Below are 22184 nucleotides of genomic sequence, written 5' to 3'. Positions count from 1 at the left end.
TATGAATCAGTTGCAGAGCAAAATAAATACGCGCGATGCCGCCTTTGGCGAAAACCGCGAACAGATGCAGGCGCTGGTGGCAGACCTGCGTGAAAAAGTGGAAGCCATCGCCCAGGGCGGCGGCGAGCGCGCACGGGAAAAACACCTGGCGCGAGGAAAATTATTGCCCCGTGACCGCATCGATGCGCTGCTCGATCCGGGCAGTCCCTTTCTGGAATTTTCCCAGCTGGCTGCTCACGAGGTTTACGGTGAGGATGTCCCGGCTGCGGGCATTATTACCGGCATTGGCACCGTCTCTGGCCAGCCCTGTGTGATTGTCGCCAACGATGCCACGGTAAAAGGCGGGACCTATTATCCGCTCACGGTAAAAAAACATCTGCGCGCGCAGACCATTGCCGAGCAGAACAACCTGCCGTGCATTTACCTGGTGGACTCGGGTGGCGCCAACCTGCCGCGCCAGGACGACGTTTTCCCGGACCGCGAACATTTCGGTCGTATCTTCTTTAACCAAGCCAACCTGTCTGCACAAAATATTCCGCAGATTGCAGTGGTAATGGGCAGCTGTACTGCCGGCGGTGCCTATGTACCGGCCATGGCAGACGAATCCATTATGGTGAAAGAGCAGGCCACCATCTTCCTGGCCGGCCCACCCCTGGTAAAGGCCGCTACCGGTGAAGAGGTTTCCGCCGAGGAACTCGGCGGTGCCGAGGTGCACTGTCGCACTTCCGGGGTTTCCGATCATTATGCCAATAACGATGTACACGCCCTGCAGTTGGCGCGCCGCTCTGTGGCGCGCCTGAACCGTATTAAAAATCCGGGCCTGGATATCCAAAAGCCGGTGGAACCGATTTATCCACCGGAAGATATTTACGGTGTGGTGCCCAAGGATTCGCGCCAGCCATATGATGTGCGCGAGGTTATTGCGCGGGTAGTGGATGGTTCTGAGTTCGATGAATTTAAAGCGCTATATGGCACTACCCTCGTCACCGGTTTTGCCCGTATCCAGGGCTATCCGGTAGGTATCGTCGCCAACAACGGCATTCTGTTTGCGGAGAGTGCGCAAAAAGGCGCGCACTTTATTGAGCTGTGTGCACAGCGCAAGATTCCGCTGGTGTTTCTGCAAAATATTACCGGCTTTATGGTGGGCAAACAGTATGAAGCGGGCGGCATCGCCAAGCACGGCGCCAAAATGGTGACCGCTGTAGCTACCGCTAAAGTGCCAAAAATCACCATTCTTATCGGCGGTTCCTTCGGCGCCGGTAACTACGGTATGTGTGGCCGCGCCTACGATCCCAATTTCCTGTTTATGTGGCCCAACGCGCGCATCTCAGTCATGGGGGGCGAACAGGCGGCCGGTGTATTGGCCCAGGTAAAGCGCGACCAAATGGCTGCGAGGGGAGAATCCTGGAGCGAAGAGGAAGAGCGTCAGTTTAAACAGCCGATTGTGGATAACTACGAACACCAGGGGCACCCCTACTACGCCTCCGCACGCCTGTGGGATGACGGCGTTATCGATCCGGCGGATACCCGTCGCGTGCTCGGCCTGTGCCTGGCGGCGGCCAGCCACAAAGAGCCGGAAGAGACCAAGTTCGGCGTGTTCCGTATGTAAGGAACTGTGGTTGCGGTGCCGCGAGCTACGCAGGTGCCGCTAGAGAGAAACGCCCCAATCGAGGAATAACAATGAGCGATAAATTGCTGTGCGAAGTGGATAGCGAGGGCGTGGCCACGGTCACCCTGAACCGACCGGAAATCCACAATGCGTTTGACGATGAACTAATTCACGAGCTGGCCACCACCTTTGACACCCTGGCGCAAAACCCCGCTGTACGTGTGTTGGTGCTGGCTTCCAATGGCAAGAGCTTTTCTGCCGGAGCCGACCTCAACTGGATGAAGCGCATGGCGACTTATTCAGAAGAGGAAAACCGCCGCGATGCCGCCGCGCTCGCCGCCATGCTGTACAAACTCGACACTTTTCCTGCGCCTACCATCGCGCGGGTACAGGGCGCTGCTTTTGGCGGCGCTGTGGGCCTGGTGAGCTGCTGCGATATGGCCGTGGCCTCTGAGCGCGCCAGCTTCTGTTTGTCGGAAGTCAAAATCGGACTGCTACCCGCCACCATCAGCCCCTATGTCATCAACGCCATCGGCACCCGCCATGCACGCCGTTACTTTGTTACCGCGGAGCGCTTCTCCGCCGAGCGCGCCGAGCAGATCGGATTGGTTTCTGAAGTCTGCGCCGAAGGCGATCTGGATCTGCATGTGCAGAAATTAGTAAATGCTATTGCCGACAACGGCCCCAAAGCAGTCGCCATGGCCAAGCAGCTGGCCATGTCTATGTCCAACCGGGTTATCAACGATGAATTGCAGGGGCAGACCAGTGCGTTGATTGCCGCTGTGCGCGTATCGCCGGAAGGGCAGGAAGGGTTGAGTGCATTTTTGGAAAAGCGCGCACCCCAGTGGATGAATGGTGGCGAAGGATAACTTTATGATTCGCAAACTGTTAATAGCTAATCGCGGCGAAATTGCCTGCCGTATTATCAAGACCGCCCGCCGCCTGGGGGTTGCCACCGTTGCGGTCTATTCCGATGCGGATGCCGACGCCCTGCATGTGCAGATGGCGGACGAAGCGGTACACCTGGGGCCGGCTCCGGCCAGGGATTCGTACCTGGATATCGACAAGGTATTGGGTGCTGCCAAGCAGACTGGTGCCGATGCCATCCATCCGGGTTATGGCTTCCTATCGGAAAATGCCGAGTTTTGCCGTGCCTGCGATAGCGCCGGCATTATATTTGTCGGTCCGCCCACCGGCGCGATTGAGGCGATGGGCTCCAAGTCTGCCGCCAAGCGCATAATGGAAGAGGCCAATGTGCCCCTGGTGCCCGGCTACCACGGCACCAACCAGAATGAAGAGTTGCTGGAAGGCCATGCCAACCGTATCGGTTATCCGGTGTTGCTGAAAGCCGCTGCCGGTGGTGGCGGCAAGGGCATGCGTCGCGTCGATAAAGCCGACGAATTCTACGACGCACTGGCTGCTGCCAAGCGTGAGGCCATGAATGCCTTTGGTGACGATGTGATGTTACTGGAGCGCTATGTGGTGAGCCCGCGCCATGTGGAAATCCAGGTGTTCTGCGATCAACAGGGCAACGGCGTCTACCTGTTTGAACGGGATTGCTCGGTGCAGCGCCGCCACCAGAAGGTGGTGGAAGAAGCTCCTGCACCGGGGATGACCCCGGAGCTGCGTGCCCGCATGGGTGAAGCCGCACTGCGCGCAGCACACGCCATCGGTTATGTAGGCGCCGGCACGGTGGAATTCCTGCTGGATGCCAGCGGTGCTTTCTACTTTATGGAAATGAACACCCGCCTGCAGGTGGAGCACCCGGTCACGGAAATAATCACCGGACAAGACCTGGTGGCCTGGCAGCTGGCAGTCGCTGCTGGCGACTCCCTGCCCATGAGCCAGGATGCGCTGCAGATCGACGGTCACGCCCTGGAAGTGCGTATCTACGCCGAAGACCCGGACAATGACTTCCTGCCGGCAACGGGCGTGTTGGTGTGCCACCAGCCCCCGGTGGAAGGCGAGGGCGTGCGTGTAGATACCGGTGTGCAGACAGGCGATGAAATCAGTGTGCATTACGATCCTATGATCGCCAAGCTGATCTGCCACGGCCGCACCCGCAAAGAAGCCCTGGCCAAACTGGACCGCGCCCTGCGTGATTATCAGATCGCTGGTGTGCGTCACAATATCGAATTCCTGCGCCGGGTGATCAATCATCAGGCCTTTGCCAGTGGCAGTATCTCCACTCACTTTATTGAGGACTATGAAGCGGAAGTTCTGAAACAGGAGCAAGCGCTGACCCCGTTGAAGTGCGCCGCTATTGCCGGATATCTGCAGCAGCGCGAAAAGCGCGACCTGCGCAACAGTGCTCCGCAGCGGGACCCCTTCTCCCCCTGGCATAACGGCGATAACTGGCGCAATGCCCTGGCCGGCAGTCGCACCCAGACCGTGGACTACCGTGGCCAGCATGCGCAAATCCGATTCGTCGCAGAGGGCGATAGCCTGCGTTGGAATTGCGATGTTCTGCCTGAGGAAAAAAACAGCGGCGAGATTCGTCTGCTGCCTGGCCGCGATTTAATGCTGGTGGATGGCCGCCGCATGAGTTTCTCCGCCGTGGATACCCGTGATGGCGGTTCTGTGTTTATCGATGGCACCCAGGTGGAATTCAAACTACTGCCGCCGGATATTGGTGAGAGCAGTGACCAAGCCCACGGACTAGACGCTCCTATGAACGGCACCATTATTTCCCTACTGGTGCAGCCCGGCTCCACCGTGGAGAAAGACCAGCCGCTGTTGGTGATGGAAGCCATGAAAATGGAACACACCCTGCGCGCCCCCGCCGCCGGTACCGTGCAACAGTTTTTCTGTGCCGAAGGTGAGCTGGTGGATGGCGGAAGCCTGCTGGTGGATTTTGCAGTGGAGGATCAAGAATGAATTTGCCCAAACAGGTCAAAATGGTGGAAGTGGGTCCGCGCGATGGTCTGCAAAATGAAAAGCAGCCCATCTCTGTGGAAACCCGTATCGCCTTGGTGGATAAGCTCAGTGCCAGCGGTCTGCCGGTTATTGAAGCCGGCAGTTTCGTCAGCCCCAAGTGGGTGCCGCAGATGGCCGCCAGTGAGGAAGTATTGGCGGGTATCCAGCGCAAGGCCGGCGTTATCTACAGTGCACTGACACCAAATTTAAAAGGCTATGAGCGCGCTCTGGAAGCCAAGGCCGATGAGGTTGCGGTATTCGGCGCCGCCTCGGAAGCTTTCACCCAGAAAAATATCAACTGCAGCATTGCCGAAAGCCTGGAACGCTTCCGTCCTTTGGTGGAACAAGCCAAACAGGACGGTATCCCTGTGCGCGGTTACGTTTCCTGCGTACTTGGCTGCCCCTACGAGGGTGATATTGACCCGGTCAAGGTGGCCGAAGTCAGTGCCGCTTTGTTGAAAATGGGCTGCTACGAAATTTCCCTCGGCGATACTATCGGTGTCGGCACCCCGGAAGCTGCCAAGCGCATGCTGGAACAGGTGATGGCACTTGTCCCAGTGGAAAAACTTGCTGTGCATTTCCACGATACCTACGGCCAGGCATTGGCCAATATCTACGCGGCCTTGCAAATGGGTGTTGCAGTAGTGGATTCTGCCGTGGCCGGTCTGGGCGGCTGCCCCTATGCCCGTGGCGCTTCAGGAAATGTTGCCAGTGAGGATGTGCTTTATATGCTTAATGGCATGGGTATTGAAACCGGCGTGGATTTACAGTTGCTGGCAGAGGCTGGGAACTTTATTTCTGAGCGGCTGGGGCGGGAGACCAACTCCCGTGTGGCTAAGGCATTGGTGCCCTGCTGAATTTTTTGAATGCCCCCTACAGAACAAAAGCCTTTGTCTTGGAGAGGGGCATGATTTTACTTTTCACCAGAACTCGAATTTGACCAAGATATTACCAATCGGTAGGAGCATAGTCTTTTAAAAATACTCCATATAGAGCTTTATCGCCGTTGATGGTATTGAAAATAGGGTCTAGGATTCTAGATGCCCCATCAATACAGTCTAATGGAGGAACAACTCCTTTTGCTCTATTTTTTTGTCGTATTGGGAATGGATGTTCTTCTGTCACCCACCCCGTATCTACGCTAGTGATATAAATATTATCCTGGGCATAGTCTTTGGCACTAGTCCGAGTAATCATATTTAAGGCTGCCTTGGCCATGTTGGTGTGAGGATGCCTATGGGTCTTATTTTTTCGGGAAAACTGCCCTTCCATAGCTGAAACATTTACGATGAATTTATACTTATTCTGTGATTTCAACAGTAGTGGTTTTAGTTTTGCACAGAGAATACCAGGAGAAGTTGCATTTATAATCATTACTTCTACCATCTCTAAAGGGGCTATTTCGTCCAAAGCTAAGCACCAAGAATTTTTTGAGGCAAAGTCAATGGGCTCATCATTTTCATCAAAAAATTCAACCTCTGGAATAGAACCTAGCAAGAAGCGAGAGTGGTTTTTCTTTAAATCTGGATCAGAAAATCCAGCGATAAGTTCGCGTGGAGTTTTGTTTTCTAGCTTAAGCTCTTGCTTAGCCATATAAATGTAGTATGAGTCAGATTTTCTAATCGTTTGCGCTGCATTATTAATCAGTATGTCTAGGGGCTTTCCTTTATCAATAAGATACTGAATAAAAGATTCCACCGAGGGTAGATGTTTTAAGTCCAGAGAGTATATGGATAGCCTGTGTTTCCATTCTGAAAAGTCATTTTGCTGCTGGAATCGCCTGGCTGCGTCATTGGTAAACCTTGTTGTGATCAATACTTCAGCGCCGGCTCTAAGCAATTTAAGTGCTGTCTCAAAACCAATTTTTATACGACCTCCAGTTATTAGGGCACGATATCCCTGCATGGGGGGGCTAGAATTTCTCTTTCTGATGTTGTAATCAGAGCAAGTGGGACAAAGAGAATGATAGATTTCTCCAATTTTTCGATACGGCTCTTTGCAAATGTAACATTTCTTTGATTTGAAAAGAGTTCTAGTACCTTTGAACTTAGGAGGAAGGCTGATCAGCTTTTTTCCTATAGGTGAAAAAATCTGACTTTTCCTAACTACCTGTGTACTAGCTAGAAGAAGTGAATCATGGGATTTTTGTTTGAGCTTTCTTGAAAACATGCTTAAGCCGCCCTAGCCTTTACGAGTAATGACTTCATTCGCTTGAAATGGGAGCCTATCCAATAAACTTGTTTACATGTTTGGCACTGACTGAACTCTTTCTGTGTTTCAAGGACACTTGTAGGAACTTTGTCAACAATACTTGCCGTAGTCACCTTTTCAATTTCACCATTACACTTTATGCACCGGCTAAATGGCTTGAGCTCTTTCGAAAGTTTATAGTGTTTTATAACTTCAAGAAACTGAGTTTCAGGATCTTGACTCCGTAACCAGCGACCATAGCTGACTTTAGCATGTTTAAGTAGACCTATATCTCTGGTAAGAAGAACGCAATTTTGAAGTGCCGCTACTTCTGCCAAAAGTTTATCACCTTGATCTTGTGGATTATAAAGAGTGTCAAATCCGGCCATTCGAAGGTATCGGGCAAGAGTTCCTAAATGGACGTCTAGTAAAAAAGTAATTTTTGATGGTTTGTAGGGAAAATAGCTATCCTGGTTACAGGGAAAGACTTCAATATAGTCTTTGTCTTGAATCAATTTTTCGAAATTAGAGGAAATTCCATTAATACGAATGCTACCTACTTCGGTGTGAGGAACACCTAAGGATTCAATGCAATCCTTAACACTAGGATTAGCATCAAAATGATAGATAAGTGATTCGCTATTGTCAGTAAAATCTAGGCACTCACCATAGAGGTGAACTTTACTCTTGTATAAAAGAACATCTTTATACTCTTTTAAATATCCATACCAAAGCTTGATGATAAGTTGCTTTGATTGGCCCTGATTCATTTTTCCGAGTGAGGCAAGCTTGGACGACCACTCAGGTAGCTTCATTGCGACAATTTTGGCATCTAAGGGCTTCTTATCACAGCTAGTTTGTGATTCTACTTTTTGAAAATGGTGGTAGTTTTTATAACCGTATAGGATGCACAGGATTTCTCTTGTACGCGAGGCCTTTGCGCCTGGGAAGGGCCAAAATTTGGTTGCAATCTTGACTTGCTGTTTGAGGGTTTGATTCGTTATAGCGTACAACATCTTATTTCTCAACTTTGCGATCAGTACCTGTCCCACTCTATGGTATTTCGCGTAAATTTTGAGAATAAGCTATTGATGAACTAATTCTTATTGAGAGTTCAGGCTTCGTGATCTATTGATCTGCTCTTGTGGGAAGAAAGGGTTGAAGCTACCTTGAGGTAATAATAATCAATCGTCATACCTGATGTAAAGAGGAATTTAGTAGTTGTGTTGCTCACTTACCCAGTGAAGCGAGGTGCTTAGCGCGTTCTTAACTTGAATAAGTTGATTGGCCAACTTGTCGATTACCCCCAAGTCCCAATAAATTTTGAAAGCTATTTTCCCTAAAGAACAAAGATGGCAAAATCATTAAGGGAGCATCTTAATATGTTTAATGCTCAAATTGCATGGATTGATATTTGAGTATGATCTATTTTTCTCTATATCTGACATCATTCTCAGTTTTCGGTTTTTTATCTTTTAGTAATTTATAGAGTGTTTGTGTCGTAGCTTTTAGTTCTTTTGTCTATTATTCACTTCATTAATTAAGTATTAACTTCTTGGTGGACTCTTTAGGTTAAAGAAAGACTGTTTAGTGTTTATTTTCTGATGTGGGCGCCAACACCCTAAACGGCCGCATCATATGGTAATCCTCATGGGAGAGCAGATGGCAGTGCCATACATAGAGGCCTTCGCGGTCAAAGCGCGCAATTACCCGGGTCACTTGGCCGGGAAGGGCGATCACTGTATCTTTGGGCCCACTTTCTTCTAGCTGTGGTGGAAGGGGTTTTCCCTGTAGAGATTCTATCTCCAGCCGTGCTCCCTGGAAGACTTCACCGGTGTGCATAAATTTTTGCGGCTTAGGAATAAGTTTTCCTTTAAAAGGCTGGCGATTCAGTACCTGGAATTCCACGAGATGAATATGAATTGGATGAGCCGATACTGTAGGGTTATATATCTCCCAGATCTCAACGGCGTTGTGTTGGATTACTTCTGTAGTAGGGTCTTCAAAAAATAGAGAGCCTTCTTTTACTGGACCTAACATGAGCAGGTTGCGGCCGTAGGGATCGTCCAACCGGTAGGTGGCAAGTTGTCGTGTGCGGCTGGCATGGTTAAGCCTTTAAGGGGCGCGCGCAAGGGAGTATCTAGAGTGAGATTTAAATCTCCAATGGTATTTCTGATCGTTGGTTTCTGTTTACCAGAAGGGGCGTTTGTAGATGTTGAAGCAATATGGAATTGTAGGATCTGGCCTGTAGTGTTTGGATCGGTAGCTGGTGTGATGCCACCGCGTCCATCGCTTAACACGTGTTTACCATCCGGGTTGTAGACAAGTGGAATTGAACTCTATGGGTCATTGGCCTCTACAAAGCCTTTAAAGGGGACATTCGGTCCAAAGTTCCGCAGTGTCAGCTTACGCTCTTCATAATCACTGAAATCTACTAAAACATCTGCTCGCTCTGCGGGTGCCAATATCAGCTCGTCCAATTTTACAGGATGATCGAGAAATCCGCCGTCACCGCCGACCTGCACAAAGGGGGTATTTTCGTCGATCATGAGTATCAGTGTGCGGGTATCGGATGCGTTGAGTAACCGCAATCGATAGACGTGCGGAGTGACACTGACTTTGGGCCAGGTCATGCCGTTTACCAGTATAAAATTGCCAAAAAACTCATCTAGGTGAGAGGGATTGGGCCAATTGACTTTAACTGCTTCATGGGAAACTGGTGATGGAGGCTGGTCCCTCCAGCCAGGAAAATATAGTTGTCCATCGGAGCTAAACAAGCTGTCTGTAATAGCGGCTACAAAAGTGCGATCTTCTGCGGGGAGCAGCTTCTCCTGTATCAGGCGGTCTTCATTGTCATCGCCGACCAGGTAAAAACCGAATAAGCCTGCATAAACGTTAAGTCGGGTCATGCCCAGGGTGTGATCGTGATACCAGATAGTGGCGGCATCCTGGGAGTTGTCGTATTCGTAAATCCTTTTCTCAAATACTGGTCCTGTCTCACGATAATTGCGGGTGTACCAAGCGAGGGGATTGCCGTCACTTTTCCACTCTGTATGCCCGCCGTGAAGGTGGATAACCATAGGTACAGCTTTGGGATCTTTTACATCGGCGAGGTGAATGGATCTATCTACAGGAAAGAGATGTGGGCCGGGAAGTTCATTGGCCCATTGTACAAATACTGGTTGGCCTTCTCGGGCGCGAATAGTAGGGCCGGGAGAGTGGATGCGACCTGCATATTCAAAACCCCAGGCTTTAGTCATTATGCGTTTGCCCTTCTTATCTCGCAGGCCCATCCAAACCTGGGTGGGCCGTGCTGGCAGTTTGATAGAAGTTGAGCCCTGAGGGTGGATTTCTAGCGGGACTGGTAGTTCGTTCTCAAACTTAACTACTGTGTCAGGGTCGAGCAAGGTTACTGGGCTTGCTGGGCTGGTGCTAACGTTCTCATGGGCAGCAGTTAGAAAACAAAGCAGTAATAGTAATAGGCATAAGTGGGTCAGCCTTAACATGATTAGTTCTCGATGGTTGAGCCAAATCGCATGTTAATGGGGTAAAATTGCCCTGCAGACGTAACTAACCTCTTAGCGTGAATAAATTTAATAAATTCTTATTTCTAAGCACTCTGAGTATAGTTGGATATTCCCGGTATCTAGTAAATCTTTTATTCAAGGTTTAATCGATAGTGTCCAGTTATTGTATAAGAGAACAGTATGTCTTCCAGTACTGGGCCGGCGCCAATATTATGAGCAATCAAAAAACGATCTGTATTTTTAGATGGCTTTGGTGAGACGATTCCGATATGGGGGAGGTTTCCCGGAAGCATCCAGGTAATAATATCTCCGGGTAGATAGTCACTCGGCTTATCAGTAATGGGGATTGACATACCTTTGCGATGAAAGAAGGTCTGAAGGTTTGGTACCCGTCGGTGGTCAATATTCTTATCTGGTCTTAAAAGTCCCCAGATACGCTTCGAAGGATAGGCTTGGAAATTGCTTGAGATATCTTCATGTACCTCTTTCTGTAGATCAATGCCCAGCTTTCGAAAGGAGCGAATGACTACATCTGTACAGACACCAGTATCGGCTGGCACATCACCATTTGGATAGGGAATAGAGACATAAGATGGGTCGTAGCGTACTGTGTGGTAAGTGCGCTCCAAGGCTGCTTCGGCTAGGGGAAGATTTTGTGTATAGCAATTGGATGAAATAATGCCGACAAAGAGAATTAATCTTCTCACTTTAAGCTTCCTTTTTTATTTCAAGTAGATAGATTTATTTTGCCAAATATGGTGTTAGCCTTAATCTCGTTTGGTCGTATCAAATTAAACCTTTTTATGATATGGCGCTGCCGGCAAAATTCAAGTAAACGACATAACTGAATAGGCCGACAACAAACCAAAATAAGACGCTGGAGAAAAATATCTGTCCAAAGCTTGGTGCCTCTTTTTTAAGGGAGAGGAGCTTGCTGATATAGTATCCGGGAAAGTAGAAAAAATCTCGAAAATTAACCTAGCTACCACATCAAATAAAAAATGAAAGGCAAATCTAATTATACCTCCAATAACTTCTTCCATATTGCTTACTAATTATTGGCAAGAGAGTGTAAATTTAGTGGTCTGTAGGCTTCTTTAAATCAATTAATCAATTTCGATAAATTGGCAATTACTAATGAGTGTCTTTGTCTTGATCGGGGCGGGTGTTAATTCTACCCGCTGCCTCCTTACTAATTGTACTTATTATCTGAAACTAATGGATAAATCCATTGCCTAAATACACTGGCATAGTAAAAATCTTAAAAGCCAGTAGATTTATTCTTGTCATTGGTCTCTCATAACGTAGATATGATGGACGCCGCGTAGCGGCGTCCAAGAAGGTGGAGGCCTCGGATCGATAGATTTGCTATTTATATTAGCAATTAGTCAGCACTTGAAAAAAAGCATCTAATACCATCGCATTTAATTGACTTAATGCTATTTGATGGCAATGAATTCACATGCTGATCTTTTACGTCAACTCTTAAATTTCCTCCTCTGGAATGATTAACCAGTTGTATATGAGTAATAGTCGCATCATTCCAGGTGTAAGGAGCGGGAGGCTTTGGAAGATATTTCTCATTCTTAAAGAGGCTCAAAAATTCAAATTTATTTTCCTGATAGAGCACATCTAGATACCTAGCGTTGGATGACAATTTATCTCCATGTAGGATAGTTTGACATTTTTTCTCTTGAAAACATTTGTTTGGATCTAATTCATTGTAGTTTGTGAAGAAAATTTCGTCATTTTTTTTTGCTTCGCATTCTTCATCAGTGGAGTTTTTGTCTTTGCAGTGGATGCTATTCATATCAATATTTCCGAAATTGAATACCAGTACTCCTATTGAATAAGAAATGTCATTTGGGAAACGTACCACAACATCCTGTGATACATATAGTGTAGAAGGATAAGTACACAGTGGTTTACTTTTGTTGGCGACTTTTGCTTTGAACTCCACCTCAAGAGAAGTTATATCTCCTAAGATTATTGGTTTTCCTTCACTGGTTCTTTTTAATGATAGATCAGGCCACTCCCAGCTAAAACTGACTTCTCGCAATTTGCATGGGTCAGGTAAACCTTGTGTATTATTAATGAGAGCGATTTCAAGTGGACTTCCCCAGCCTCCAGAAATATTCCATAGAGACCACCCGGGAGACCTGTCTTTATCTGAAATATCCCATCCGTATGTTATAACATTCCATAATGGGCAGTATCCGTTATTGCCGAACGAATCGCAGCTGCTTGAAGTTTGGCGCCTGGAAATTATAGGGCAATCATCATTTTGTAAGTATTCCGTTTCCATGTCAGCAACATCATGATTTTGTTGGACGTGCCTAAAACATCTATTTTTAGGCCCATCATTCCATAGAATATCCAGTTTTTCTCCTCCAAATGCATTAACTGAAACTACTGCTATTAGCAGTACAATTAATTTCATTTTCATGATTTTATCCTTGCTTTTGAAATATTGAAATCAGTGTTAAGTGTTTAATAGGTATGCAAAATTAGCCAGAAAACCATTTTCAATCAGGTATTAATGAGAGTTGTGATGATAGGTGGGGTCATTTCATACAAGTTCTATTCTAGAAAACTGTAAAGTCATTAAGTAGGTGAAACATAAGTCGTCCCAGCACAGTCGTGCCTTTAAATAGGTTTAATTTGAACTCATTCCTTTTTCTCTGTATTTTCTTTATTTATCCATTTCATGGCTGTTTACCTGGCTAACTTATCTCAAGCTAACGCTGTATTTATCCCAGTACCATTTAAAGAACGGTAATTCAATTAGTAAAAAGCTGATTAGAGAAAAGCCAAACCAGTTAGCAGTAAATAGCAGCATATTAAAATTGTATCCAGACTCCCAAAAGAGAGCGCCGGCGATCAGTAGTGCGATACCAGTTGCCAGGAGGTCATTAATTATGATCTTGTTAAGGTCAGCGCCTGCATGCCTTGGGTAGATATAGAGATAAGCGGCGCAGATGATTATAGCGTTAACGGTTAGTAACGTTACCTCGGGTTTCAAAATTAGATCTCTCTGATTGGTACAACTTTGAATACCATTATACGGCAGGACTGCGCCAAAGTACTCTAGATATTGGGGTTATAGAGGGTTAGTTAGCTACTGGAATCTGTGGGAGTTATTGCACTTATAAAAGGGGAGAATATTTTTAGCTTTTAATTTTTTATAGCGAACACTCGTGCCGTATTATCATTAACCCACAGGCTCAGGGGTTATTTTATATCAAGCCTGGCAATTCGTTATATCTGGTTGTTTAGCGTGGCCCCTGCTAAAGGGAATCGCCCATTGGGGCTATGGAATAGGCAAAGAGGTTCAGCCCTGTTACTGCTGTCGCACTAATAACTCCATAATCTGCTACCATCAGCGCAAATCCTGCTGTTAGATCGACTCTTATGAAACTCTTGCGTTGGCTTCTGTTAATCCTACTGGCTCTACTGGTAATTTCAGCCCTGGCGGCGCCAGGTTTCATTGGTCCTAAGGTGGAGGAGGTCTGGAAGCAGCAGCTGAGCAGGATGAAGGGGGGAAGCACTACCGGCTACCAGCGCGGTTGGTTTGGGGCTGAAACCAATACTGAAGTGGCGTTACAGAATGGCACCACTGAACTGCGCACCGAGATTCATCATGGTCCATTGCTGTTGACCTCCAGTGGACCACGCCTGGGGGTTATCTATAGTGAAACCCGTCTTGATCTTGAGCAACTAAACCCAGAGCTCCGAGCACAGCTCGAGGGTGTCTATGGCCGCTTACAGAGCAGCCCACTGGTTTTGGAAACCCTGGTTCTGGCGGATAACCGAGTGCTCAATACTCTGCGCCTGGAACCCTTTAAGAAGTCTGATGACACTGGTCAGTGGGAATTTGAGGGTGGAGAGATCGCGGTTTCGACAGACTATCGCGGTGCTGTGTTGGATGGGGTGATCGACCTGGGTAGCCTGACCCAGCTGCGCGATGGCGCAGAGGTGTTATTTACCGAACCACTTAAGGGTGAATTCCAATTAGAGCCCCGCCGTGGCGGCAAGGCGCAGCTTTATTTGTCTCTCTTGCGCGCAGAGTCTGACTCAGGCCCGGTGGAGCTGCGAGATATTAGCCTGGAATTGGATGTGGAAATGCTCGCAGCGCAGACACTCAAAGTGGTGAGCGATCTGCAGCTGCCCAGTGTCCAGTCTGCCACACCCATCACCTCAGCGCGTCAACAGATGACCTTACCGAAGATTACTGCCGCTGATCTAGGGCATTACCTACGGGTGCTGCTGCCAGTGGCGGAACGTAATTGGGCCAGCGATATGCGCCCACCGCTGCGCCTGCAGCAGCAGCTAGCGGTGCAATCCCGCAATGGCCCGGTTCTGGTGGATGCAGATATCGATTGGCAGGGGATGAAGCGCCCACCGCGTCATCGCAACGGCAGCGCCCTAAACCAGTGGTTGAAACCCCTGGTGGGAACCATGACCCTGAGTGCGGCGGAGTCGGCTCTGCTGCAATCGCCGCTGGTGGGCCAAGCGATGATGTTGCGTGAATACGGTTTGTTGATCGAGCATAATAATGAGCTGCAAATGCACCTGGAGGTCAATCGCGGGCGCTTGGACGTGAATGGCCAGCAGTTGCCCCCAGACCTGTTCCTGATGGCACTGACCGGGCAATTTTAAAATGTGATTTGCTTTACGCTAGATTGGAGAAAGGAGCGATGTGATCGCTCCTTTCTTTTGGCAGTGAATCAACTTTTTAAAAAGTCAGTTTCTTGTGTACTCATTGTGCTTGTGTTCCGAGTTGTCAGGTTACTTATTGAACTCTGATTTTTATCGCTCGGACCATGCACGAATCCTCTTGTTATTAAATTAAAGTTTCACAGAGCCAGCTGATCTCATAGTGAGGTGGTAGCTCTTCGCCCGCTTTTATTTTTCTTTCCTGGGGGGGCAGTTTTACAAAATCCCCTTTAATTCCTAAAGCTTCGCCCCCCATTTCCCAGTTAGCGCACCAGATGCCAGTAGCCACTGCGGCATAGTATCTAGAAGATGTTGTCGCATAAAAATCAAGGCGCACCTGAGTATCCTTTTTGTGGGCAATACAACGTGTGGTTTGACCGTTGTAGGAAGACGGCGCCCAACGGCAACTTTCAAAACAGCGATCAAACGCCTCCCAGGGTGATTCATCTATTTTTAATGCCTCTTTCATGGCGTTATCGGCAAAGAACAGACGGGACAGCGGCAAACGTTTGTGAAGTTGTGCGTTAAAAAAACGGATAAATAGCGGTGTGTACCAGCTTTTGTAGCCGATGGCGCAGAGGCAAATAATAGAATCTTTTTCTTCATCAAAGCGTTCGCCAAGGTGGGTTTTGACACTGCGGTGATCTGCTCCAGGGCCAATCCAGCAAGTACCTAAACCCATTTGTGTAGTGTCTAAGACAATTTTCTGCAGGGTCCTGCCGACATCGAGAATGGCTGTACGATTGTATTCCGCTGGGGCTATTGCAACGAGGAAATATCGGGCATTGACTACCGGCCAAACAGTGATTGGTGCTTTGACCCACTCCAGGCGTATCGGTGCATTGCCGAGGCGTGATTCCTGTAGGTGCATCGCGATGCGCGCTTTTAATGCTTGCTCATGGGCGAGGGTCAGAGGACGGGTTTGATAGGCGCGGCACGACCTACGTTCACGCATCAATGTGAATATGTCTTCACCGCTGCGGGCTTTGGGTAGAGGTTCCGGTAAACGGATACAAAAACGGCAAGTCACGATATCAAAAAGAATAATGGCCGTTAGTATCAAGGGTAGCCAGATCAGCACACTGGCAAGGCCCGGTAAACCTACCAGGTGTATGAGTCCCACCAACAGGAAGAGACCCAGAGTGATGGGGACAGGCATCAGGTACTGCAGCCAGCCAGTAAATTGAAGTTGCAGTTTTATCCCTACAAAACGAATAAACAGCCGACGAAGCCAAGAGTTATGTACTTTGTCGATCATGGCCCGTTCGTTCGGGCCCAAGCTGGCGTAAATGACCTCTGACTGATGGGTTCTGTCTGTGGTGGCAGTATTGCTCATCGTCATCTCCCGTAATGCAAGTGACTGCTTGCATTATGCGCCTGTCGGTATCTTTTGCAAGCGTATACTTGCAAAAGATATAATGGCTTCCTATCTAAAAGGAGTTCCTATGCCGCGCACTATTGATGAAGCCAAGCTGTTTGAAGTCGTCATCAATGAATGGATGGCCCATGGTTATGGGGGTTGTACCACCAGGGATATCGCGAATATCGCAGGTGTTAATGAGGCGACGCTGTTCCGGCGCTATGGCAGCAAAGCGGGTTTATTCACGCGGGCGATTGATCATCAGCTAGCCGATACTCCACTGGCTTTGGTCTGTATTTCGGGTGATTTGAGTACCGATCTACTGGCTCTAGCAGAAGCCTATATGGACACCTATCGGTTGTATGGGGATGTGGTGTTTCGTGCTGTCCAGGAGTTGCCCCGGTATCCGGAAGTCCGAGAGGCGGCGTCCCATTTCCTCGGCAATATTCAAAAAATGGTGCAGCTGGTGCTTTATTATCAGCAAAAGGGGCTCCTGCGAGTGGAGCACCCCCTTTTGACCCTCACGGCTTTTATCGGGCCTATTGCCACCTTCCTGATGTTCGCGCGATCGGGGCTTAGCCCGGAGATGCCGCCATTCGATGTGGGAAGCCATATCTCCGGTTTTCTACACGGGCGGGCAGAGTAGTCCATTCTCTCTGCCCACCATCGGTTAACCGGTATTGCGCATTCCCGCGGCAATGCCGGCAATGGTCACCATCAGGGCACTTTCCAACACCGCGTCGCTCTCCCGCTCGCGCAGGCGCGCCATCAGCTCGGCTTGCAGCAGGTGCAGTGGATCTGTGTAGGGATCGCGTACGCGGATGGACCAGCGCATCACCGGGTTGTTGTCCAGTAGGCTTTCGCGGCCGGTGAGCTGTTGCAGGGCGCTTACTGTGTGGGCCAGGCGCTCACGCAGGCTTTCCCCGAGCTCGATTAGCTCCTCGCTATTGGTGAGGCGCTCCTCATACCAGGAGGCGACGCGGGTGTCAGACTTGGCCAGGACCATTTCCAACATATCCACCACCCCCTGGAAGAAGGGCCATTCAGCACTCATCTGCCGCAGTATGTCGGCTTCGTCGGCCTGTTTCAGGGCGTGTTCCAGGGCGGTGCCCGTGCCGAGCCAGGCAGGTAGCATCAGGCGCATCTGGGTCCAGGCGAAAACCCAGGGAATGGCGCGCAGGGTTTCGACACCGCCGCCGGGTTTGCGCTTTGCAGGGCGGCTGCCCAGGGCCAGGCGGCGTAGTTCGGTCTCCGGGGTGACAGTACGCAAGTAGGCCACCAAGGCTGGATCGTCCCGCACCACTTCTCGGTAGCTCTGTACCGAGACTTCGGTGAGGCGCTCCATCTGGTGTCGCCATTCGGGGCGCGGCTGTGCCGGTGGCATCAGGGTGGCCTCCAGAGTGGCGGCCACATACTGTTCCAGATTGTAGGCGGCCACTGACGGACGGCCGTATTTGAAGCGGATCATCTCCCCTTGCTCGGTCACGCGGATGCGCCCGGCCACCGAACCTGGTGGCTGCGATAACAGCGCCATTCGCGTGGGGGAACCTCCGCGGGAAATGGAACCGCCGCGGCCGTGGAACAGCGTCAGGGGGATACCGTGGTTGCGGAAAATCTTGGTGAGTGCCTCCTGGGTACTGAACTGCGCCCAGGCTGCACCGAGGAAACCGGCGTCTTTGGCGGAGTCCGAGTAGCCGATCATCACCTCCTGGCCCTCCAGCACGCGCTGCTTGTATTGGGGAATATTGAGCAGGGTACTCATGGTTTCAGCGGCATTGTTGAGATCGTCGAGGGTCTCAAACAGCGGCACCACTCGCATGGGTTGGTGCACACCGGCGATTTTCTGCAGCAGCATGACCGCCAGCACGTCGGAGGGCTTTTTCGCCATGGAAATCACATAGGCGCCGAACCCCTCGGGGCCTTGCTCGGCGATTATCTTGCAGGTCTCTAAAACTTCGCGCACCTCCCCATCGCAAAAATCTGTTTGGTAGAAATCCTCATCGACCAGCGGGCGGCGGTTATCCAGTTCGGCCAGCAGGAAATCCAGCTTGCTCTGCTCGTCCCAGCTGGTGTAGTTGCCCAGCCCCAGGTAGCGGGTAATGGCATCGAGGGCATCTGCATGGCGGGTGGATTCCTGGCGGATATCCAGGCGCAGTAGGGTGATACCAAAGCAATTGAGCCGGCGCAGGGTATCTTTGAGCTGGCCATCGGCGATAGCGGAGAGACCCACGGTGCGCAGGGAGCGGTCGATCAGGCTGAGGGGCTCAAACAGTTGTTGAGTAGTGTTAAATACTTTACTGGTGGTGGTCTCACCGCCGTTGATGCGCGCCTCCATTTGCGCAAGGGTATTGCGCAGGCGTTGGCGCACGCGGCGCAGTATCAGCCGGTAGGGCTCATGGCTTGGGCCCGTTTGCTCCAGTAACTCCTCACTGGCCTTGTGCATAGACAGGTCGGCCAGCAGGTTATCCACATCCCGGAGAAAAAGGTCGGCGGCCATCCAGCGGGCCAACAGTAATACTTTGCGGGTTACCGCTGCGGTGACATTGGGGTTGCCGTCTCGGTCGCCGCCCATCCAGGAGGCAAATCGGATTGGTACCCAGTCGTCGGGCATTGGGGGAAGTTCGGCCAGGGCCAACTCTGCCTCGATAGCGCGCATGCCCTGGGGCACCGCCTGCCACAGAGACTGCTCGATGGTGGCGAAGCCCCACTTGGCCTCATCCACCGGCGAGGGTCTTTCACGGCGGATCTCATCGGTACTCCAGGCAGAGAGTATTTGTTCGTGCAGGTGACGGCGCAACTCGCGGCCTTCCTCCTGGGTGAGGTCGGGCCTGTCCAGGGCGGCGAGGAGGTCGGCGATATGGTCGTATTTGCGGATCAGGGTGCGGCGGGTGACTTCGGTGGGGTGAGCGGTGAGGACTAGCTCTACCGAGAGCTCTCGGAGGGTTGCATGAATGTCGCCGGGGGATCTTTTGGCGCTTTTCAATTCCGCTAAAACTTGGCGTAAGCCGCGGTCTGTATCGGGGTCACCGGAGAAGCGCTGGTGTTGGCGGTGTAGGCGTTCCCGGTGGCGTTGTTCGGCAATATTGGCCAGATTGAGAAATTGGCTGAAGGCGCGGGCCACTTCCAGTAATGTGTCATCGTCGAGGGGGTCCAGTAACTGGTGCAGGCGGTCCACCTGCATCTCTCCCGTACTGCGGCTCTCCACCGCGACCTGACGAATAGTTTCGACGGTATTGAACAGTGTGTCACCGGCCTGCTCACGCAGCACCGAACCGAGCTCCTCGCCGAGTAGGCGGACATCCTCCCGTAGTGGGGTGTTTTGATCCTGACTCACAAGCCTTTTTCTCCCTAGCAATATCCGGTGAAAATACTGGGCTTTATCTTCGCATAATTTGGAGGAGACTGTATTGCCAATACAAAAGGAGCGAGAACGATGAATATCTTTGAAATACAGAAAATAAATAGCTTGGCTTGCGTATAAAGTGGAATTTAAGAGAGCCTGTAATTCCAAAAATATCATTCGAAAAATTTTATCTGCTAGCGAATTGTCTTCTCCACTCGATATTTCTGGGGGTTTATATTCTGGTTTTCGCTTAAGGGTAAATTAAGCTGAGAAACCTATAAATAAATTGCTAATAAGCAGGTGGGATTTGTAAGAGAAAGTCTGAGAATCGCGGACTTGAGTGGTGAAAAACTGACCCGCGCGCAATTTTACGAGCGGGTCAGCTTTTAAAAATGTATTTTTAATAGTGCATAGGGTCATAGGCGGGGCGGCGATCAACCAGCCTCAACCAGCCGCGGATAACTCGGTAAATGACCCAAATCCAGTTAACGGCGAGAATCACGTAACCGAGCCCAAAAATCCAAAAGGTCAGGGAGCCGACCACAGTCCACAGCAACCAGAACCAGAAGGTGCGAATCTGCCAGCGAAAGTGGGATTCCGCCAGGGTGCCGCGCACATCGCTGCGTTTGAAGTAGTTAATCAGTACGCCGACAAAAAAAGGAACCGCGGTAAACAGACTGATGGCCTGAATCAAATAGACCATGATGGCCAGGTCGCGGCCACTCTGTTCGCGGGCCTCTTGGGAGCGCGTGGGGTACTGCTCAGACATAACCTTATTCTCTTGTGGACTCTGAGAAATATAGTGTGGCCTCCAGTACGCAATTCAACTTGGCTGCGCTGGAATGGTATTTTTACGCGACAGTCGGTGAATAGCCCAATATGTCGCCACACACCATATTATTTTAGCGCCCACTCGGTGTGTACATTGCGCTCGCGCCAGGCCTTCAGCTGGCGCACCGATTCCCGCATTAATTGCAGTAACTCGGTACGCTGCTGACGGCAGTGTTCCCGTTCACTGTCGATAGAGAGATTCGCTGCGAGACTGCGCAGACGAGTGGCCACGCTGTCGAGTCCTACTTCCGCCGCGGCACGGGCGACCTCCTGCGCCTGTTTCTCCGCATCTAACCAGTGGCGGCCGGTGAGGGCACTGGTGAGTACGGTGATACGTTTGGGTAGGGTGGCGCTGCGGTCACTGAGCAGCTCGGCGAAGGACAGGTGGTCCAGGGTGTCCCTCTGGCGTAAAAGGGTATTAGTATTGAGCAGCTGCGCTGGGCGCGTTTTTTGTTGTGGTGAAGTTCCCTGGATACGTCGAGCGGCCCATTGCATCAGTTGCATCAGCTGGCGATCGGCAATCGGGTGGGTCAGCACGCCGGTAAAACCTCGGGCCTGGTAGCGCTCCTTGTCTCCGGTCTTGGCTGATTGCAACAGGGCGAAAATGGGTAAATCATTGCCCCGTTCGCGGCGAATTTCCCGCACCGCCTCCACGCCGTCCATTAGCGGCAGATGGGTGTCGGTTAGGAGCAAGTCAAAGTTTTTCTGCAGGGCGGCGCTGCTGCCGTCGATACCATTGCACTCCCTTTGTACATGGTGGCCCATAGCTTCCAATGGTGCCTGCAGGGATTCGTGCTTGTTATTTTCCACCAATAGAACGGCGAGACCACTGCCGGTGTTGCCGAGCATTTCTTTGGGAAGCTTCAGTTCTACGGTTTCCACTTTGCCGAATTGGCGCAGGTCGTCCAAGGATTTGAGCGCGGCGTTTAACTGGCGCTTACCGATTTCCACGAGGGCTTTAATATTGTTGTCCTCACTGCGTGCAATCAGGTTGAGGGTGCCCATCAGCGTATCCAGAGGGTGGTGCAATTGGTGGCGGACTATGGTGAGTAGGTCGGATTTTTCCTGCCGCAATAATTCGAGGCTTTCTCGAGTTTCATCCAATTGTTTTTCCAGTGCGAGAAATTCACTGTTACGGCTGTGCACTTGCTGAAACAAATTAGTATTTTCTGCACTGATTTTATCGACACGTTCTGCATTTTCCCTGCGCAGTTTGTTTAGTCTCAGCTGTCTATTGAGCGTAAAAGCACAAACTAGTAGTAATAATGCCAGAGCTGCGGCGAGCCAAGAAATCGGAATTTGTTGCTGGAGATTATTTAATTCAAAGGCTTGCGCGGTAGTGGAGATAAATACTGAGCCGCACAGCAGTGCCCCGACCGGCAGAGCATGGGAAAAAATACGATGAGAGGGCAATCCCCCAGAAAAAATGGCTTTTATCATCCTTATAACCACTTATGTTAGGGCGGACTAAATCCTGCAGTCCGCATTGTGATTTTCACGGTAGGTTTTGATCGATACTCCCGAAAAGATCAGAGCGTTTGATACTGCAATATGGCACGTCGTACAAGAGAAATTTTTGCATGGCCGGCAGGGTTACCGGTGGAGAATCCAGTCATAGGTATGACCGCTATCGCCAATAGCCAAGTAATATTGCGCCAATAACTCGCAGTGTTTTTTTTCGATGCGCTTTGC

General features: G+C 50.2%; 16 protein-coding genes. 6 read left to right on the top strand and 10 right to left on the bottom strand.

Annotation, left to right across the window (positions count from 1 at the left end; all coding sequences use genetic code 11):
* The first annotated feature begins 1 nt into the window (after nucleotide 1).
* The 4 genes from LC073_RS11185 (at nucleotide 2) to LC073_RS11170 (ending at nucleotide 5382) form a co-directional block, all read left to right on the top strand.
* Nucleotides 2-1609: a carboxyl transferase domain-containing protein gene (locus LC073_RS11185; protein ID WP_226647026.1), complete on the top strand. Its 1608-nt coding sequence runs from the start codon at nucleotides 2-4 to the stop codon at nucleotides 1607-1609.
* A gap of 71 nt (nucleotides 1610-1680) precedes the next feature.
* Nucleotides 1681-2478, top strand: coding sequence for an enoyl-CoA hydratase/isomerase family protein (locus tag LC073_RS11180; protein ID WP_226647024.1), 798 nt, complete (start codon nucleotides 1681-1683; stop codon nucleotides 2476-2478).
* A 4-nt stretch (nucleotides 2479-2482) separates the two neighbouring features.
* On the top strand, nucleotides 2483-4486 hold the full coding sequence (locus LC073_RS11175; protein WP_226647022.1) for an acetyl/propionyl/methylcrotonyl-CoA carboxylase subunit alpha: 2004 nt from the start codon (nucleotides 2483-2485) through the stop codon (nucleotides 4484-4486).
* Nucleotides 4483-5382, top strand: a complete 900-nt coding sequence (locus LC073_RS11170) for a hydroxymethylglutaryl-CoA lyase (protein WP_226647020.1) — start codon at nucleotides 4483-4485, stop codon at nucleotides 5380-5382. Before LC073_RS11175 ends, LC073_RS11170 begins: the two co-directional genes overlap by 4 nt.
* 91 nt (nucleotides 5383-5473) lie before the next feature.
* Here the strand turns inward: LC073_RS11170 and LC073_RS11165 are convergent, their stop codons facing one another.
* The 6 genes from LC073_RS11165 to LC073_RS11140 all read right to left on the bottom strand — a co-directional run bounded on the left by LC073_RS11165 (nucleotide 5474) and on the right by LC073_RS11140 (nucleotide 12688).
* A complete protein-coding gene (locus tag LC073_RS11165) occupies nucleotides 5474-6694 on the bottom strand; it encodes an SDR family oxidoreductase (protein WP_226647018.1) in 1221 nt (406 codons plus the stop codon).
* Between the two features lie 2 nt (nucleotides 6695-6696).
* Entirely contained in the window at nucleotides 6697-7731 is a 1035-nt protein-coding gene (locus tag LC073_RS11160) for a Mut7-C ubiquitin/RNAse domain-containing protein (RefSeq protein ID WP_226647016.1), read from the bottom strand.
* Nucleotides 7732-8302: 571 nt separating this feature from the next.
* Nucleotides 8303-8755 carry a multicopper oxidase domain-containing protein gene (locus tag LC073_RS11155; RefSeq protein WP_226647014.1) on the bottom strand — a complete coding sequence of 151 codons (453 nt, stop codon included), beginning with the start codon at nucleotides 8753-8755 and terminating at the stop codon, nucleotides 8303-8305.
* Between the two features lie 299 nt (nucleotides 8756-9054).
* Complete coding sequence (locus LC073_RS11150) at nucleotides 9055-10221, bottom strand: multicopper oxidase family protein (RefSeq protein ID WP_226647012.1); 1167 nt, start codon at nucleotides 10219-10221, stop codon at nucleotides 9055-9057.
* A 152-nt stretch (nucleotides 10222-10373) separates the two neighbouring features.
* The gene (locus LC073_RS11145; protein ID WP_226647010.1) at nucleotides 10374-10949 is read right to left on the bottom strand and encodes a DUF1287 domain-containing protein; all 576 of its coding nucleotides are present in this window, start codon (nucleotides 10947-10949) and stop codon (nucleotides 10374-10376) included.
* A 677-nt stretch (nucleotides 10950-11626) separates the two neighbouring features.
* Nucleotides 11627-12688 carry a hypothetical protein gene (locus LC073_RS11140; protein WP_226647008.1) on the bottom strand — a complete coding sequence of 354 codons (1062 nt, stop codon included), beginning with the start codon at nucleotides 12686-12688 and terminating at the stop codon, nucleotides 11627-11629.
* Between the two features lie 965 nt (nucleotides 12689-13653).
* Here LC073_RS11140 and LC073_RS11135 point away from each other — a divergent pair.
* On the top strand, nucleotides 13654-14901 hold the full coding sequence (locus tag LC073_RS11135) for a DUF945 family protein (RefSeq protein ID WP_226647006.1): 1248 nt from the start codon (nucleotides 13654-13656) through the stop codon (nucleotides 14899-14901).
* Between the two features lie 184 nt (nucleotides 14902-15085).
* Here LC073_RS11135 and LC073_RS11130 read toward each other — a convergent pair whose 3' ends face one another.
* Complete coding sequence (locus tag LC073_RS11130; RefSeq protein ID WP_226647004.1) at nucleotides 15086-16294, bottom strand: nitroreductase family protein; 1209 nt, start codon at nucleotides 16292-16294, stop codon at nucleotides 15086-15088.
* 109 nt (nucleotides 16295-16403) lie between these two features.
* On the opposite strand from LC073_RS11130, the gene LC073_RS11125 reads away from it, so the two are divergent.
* Nucleotides 16404-16964, top strand: coding sequence for a TetR/AcrR family transcriptional regulator (locus LC073_RS11125; RefSeq protein WP_226647002.1), 561 nt, complete (start codon nucleotides 16404-16406; stop codon nucleotides 16962-16964).
* Nucleotides 16965-16988: 24 nt separating this feature from the next.
* Here LC073_RS11125 and ppc read toward each other — a convergent pair whose 3' ends face one another.
* The 3 genes from ppc to LC073_RS11110 all read right to left on the bottom strand — a co-directional run bounded on the left by ppc (nucleotide 16989) and on the right by LC073_RS11110 (nucleotide 21932).
* Complete coding sequence (gene ppc, locus LC073_RS11120; RefSeq protein WP_226647000.1) at nucleotides 16989-19652, bottom strand: phosphoenolpyruvate carboxylase; 2664 nt, start codon at nucleotides 19650-19652, stop codon at nucleotides 16989-16991.
* A 409-nt stretch (nucleotides 19653-20061) separates the two neighbouring features.
* The gene (locus LC073_RS11115) at nucleotides 20062-20430 is read right to left on the bottom strand and encodes a DUF4870 family protein (RefSeq protein ID WP_226646998.1); all 369 of its coding nucleotides are present in this window, start codon (nucleotides 20428-20430) and stop codon (nucleotides 20062-20064) included.
* Nucleotides 20431-20558: 128 nt separating this feature from the next.
* Nucleotides 20559-21932 carry a response regulator gene (locus LC073_RS11110; RefSeq protein WP_226646996.1) on the bottom strand — a complete coding sequence of 458 codons (1374 nt, stop codon included), beginning with the start codon at nucleotides 21930-21932 and terminating at the stop codon, nucleotides 20559-20561.
* Nucleotides 21933-22184: the final 252 nt, after the last annotated feature.

Origin of the sequence: Microbulbifer variabilis (assembly GCF_020524905.1) — a bacterium.
Lineage (GTDB): Bacteria > Pseudomonadota > Gammaproteobacteria > Pseudomonadales > Cellvibrionaceae > Microbulbifer > Microbulbifer variabilis_A.
Note: the sequence above shows the minus strand (reverse complement) of the source record. Positions and strands in the feature narration are given on the sequence as shown.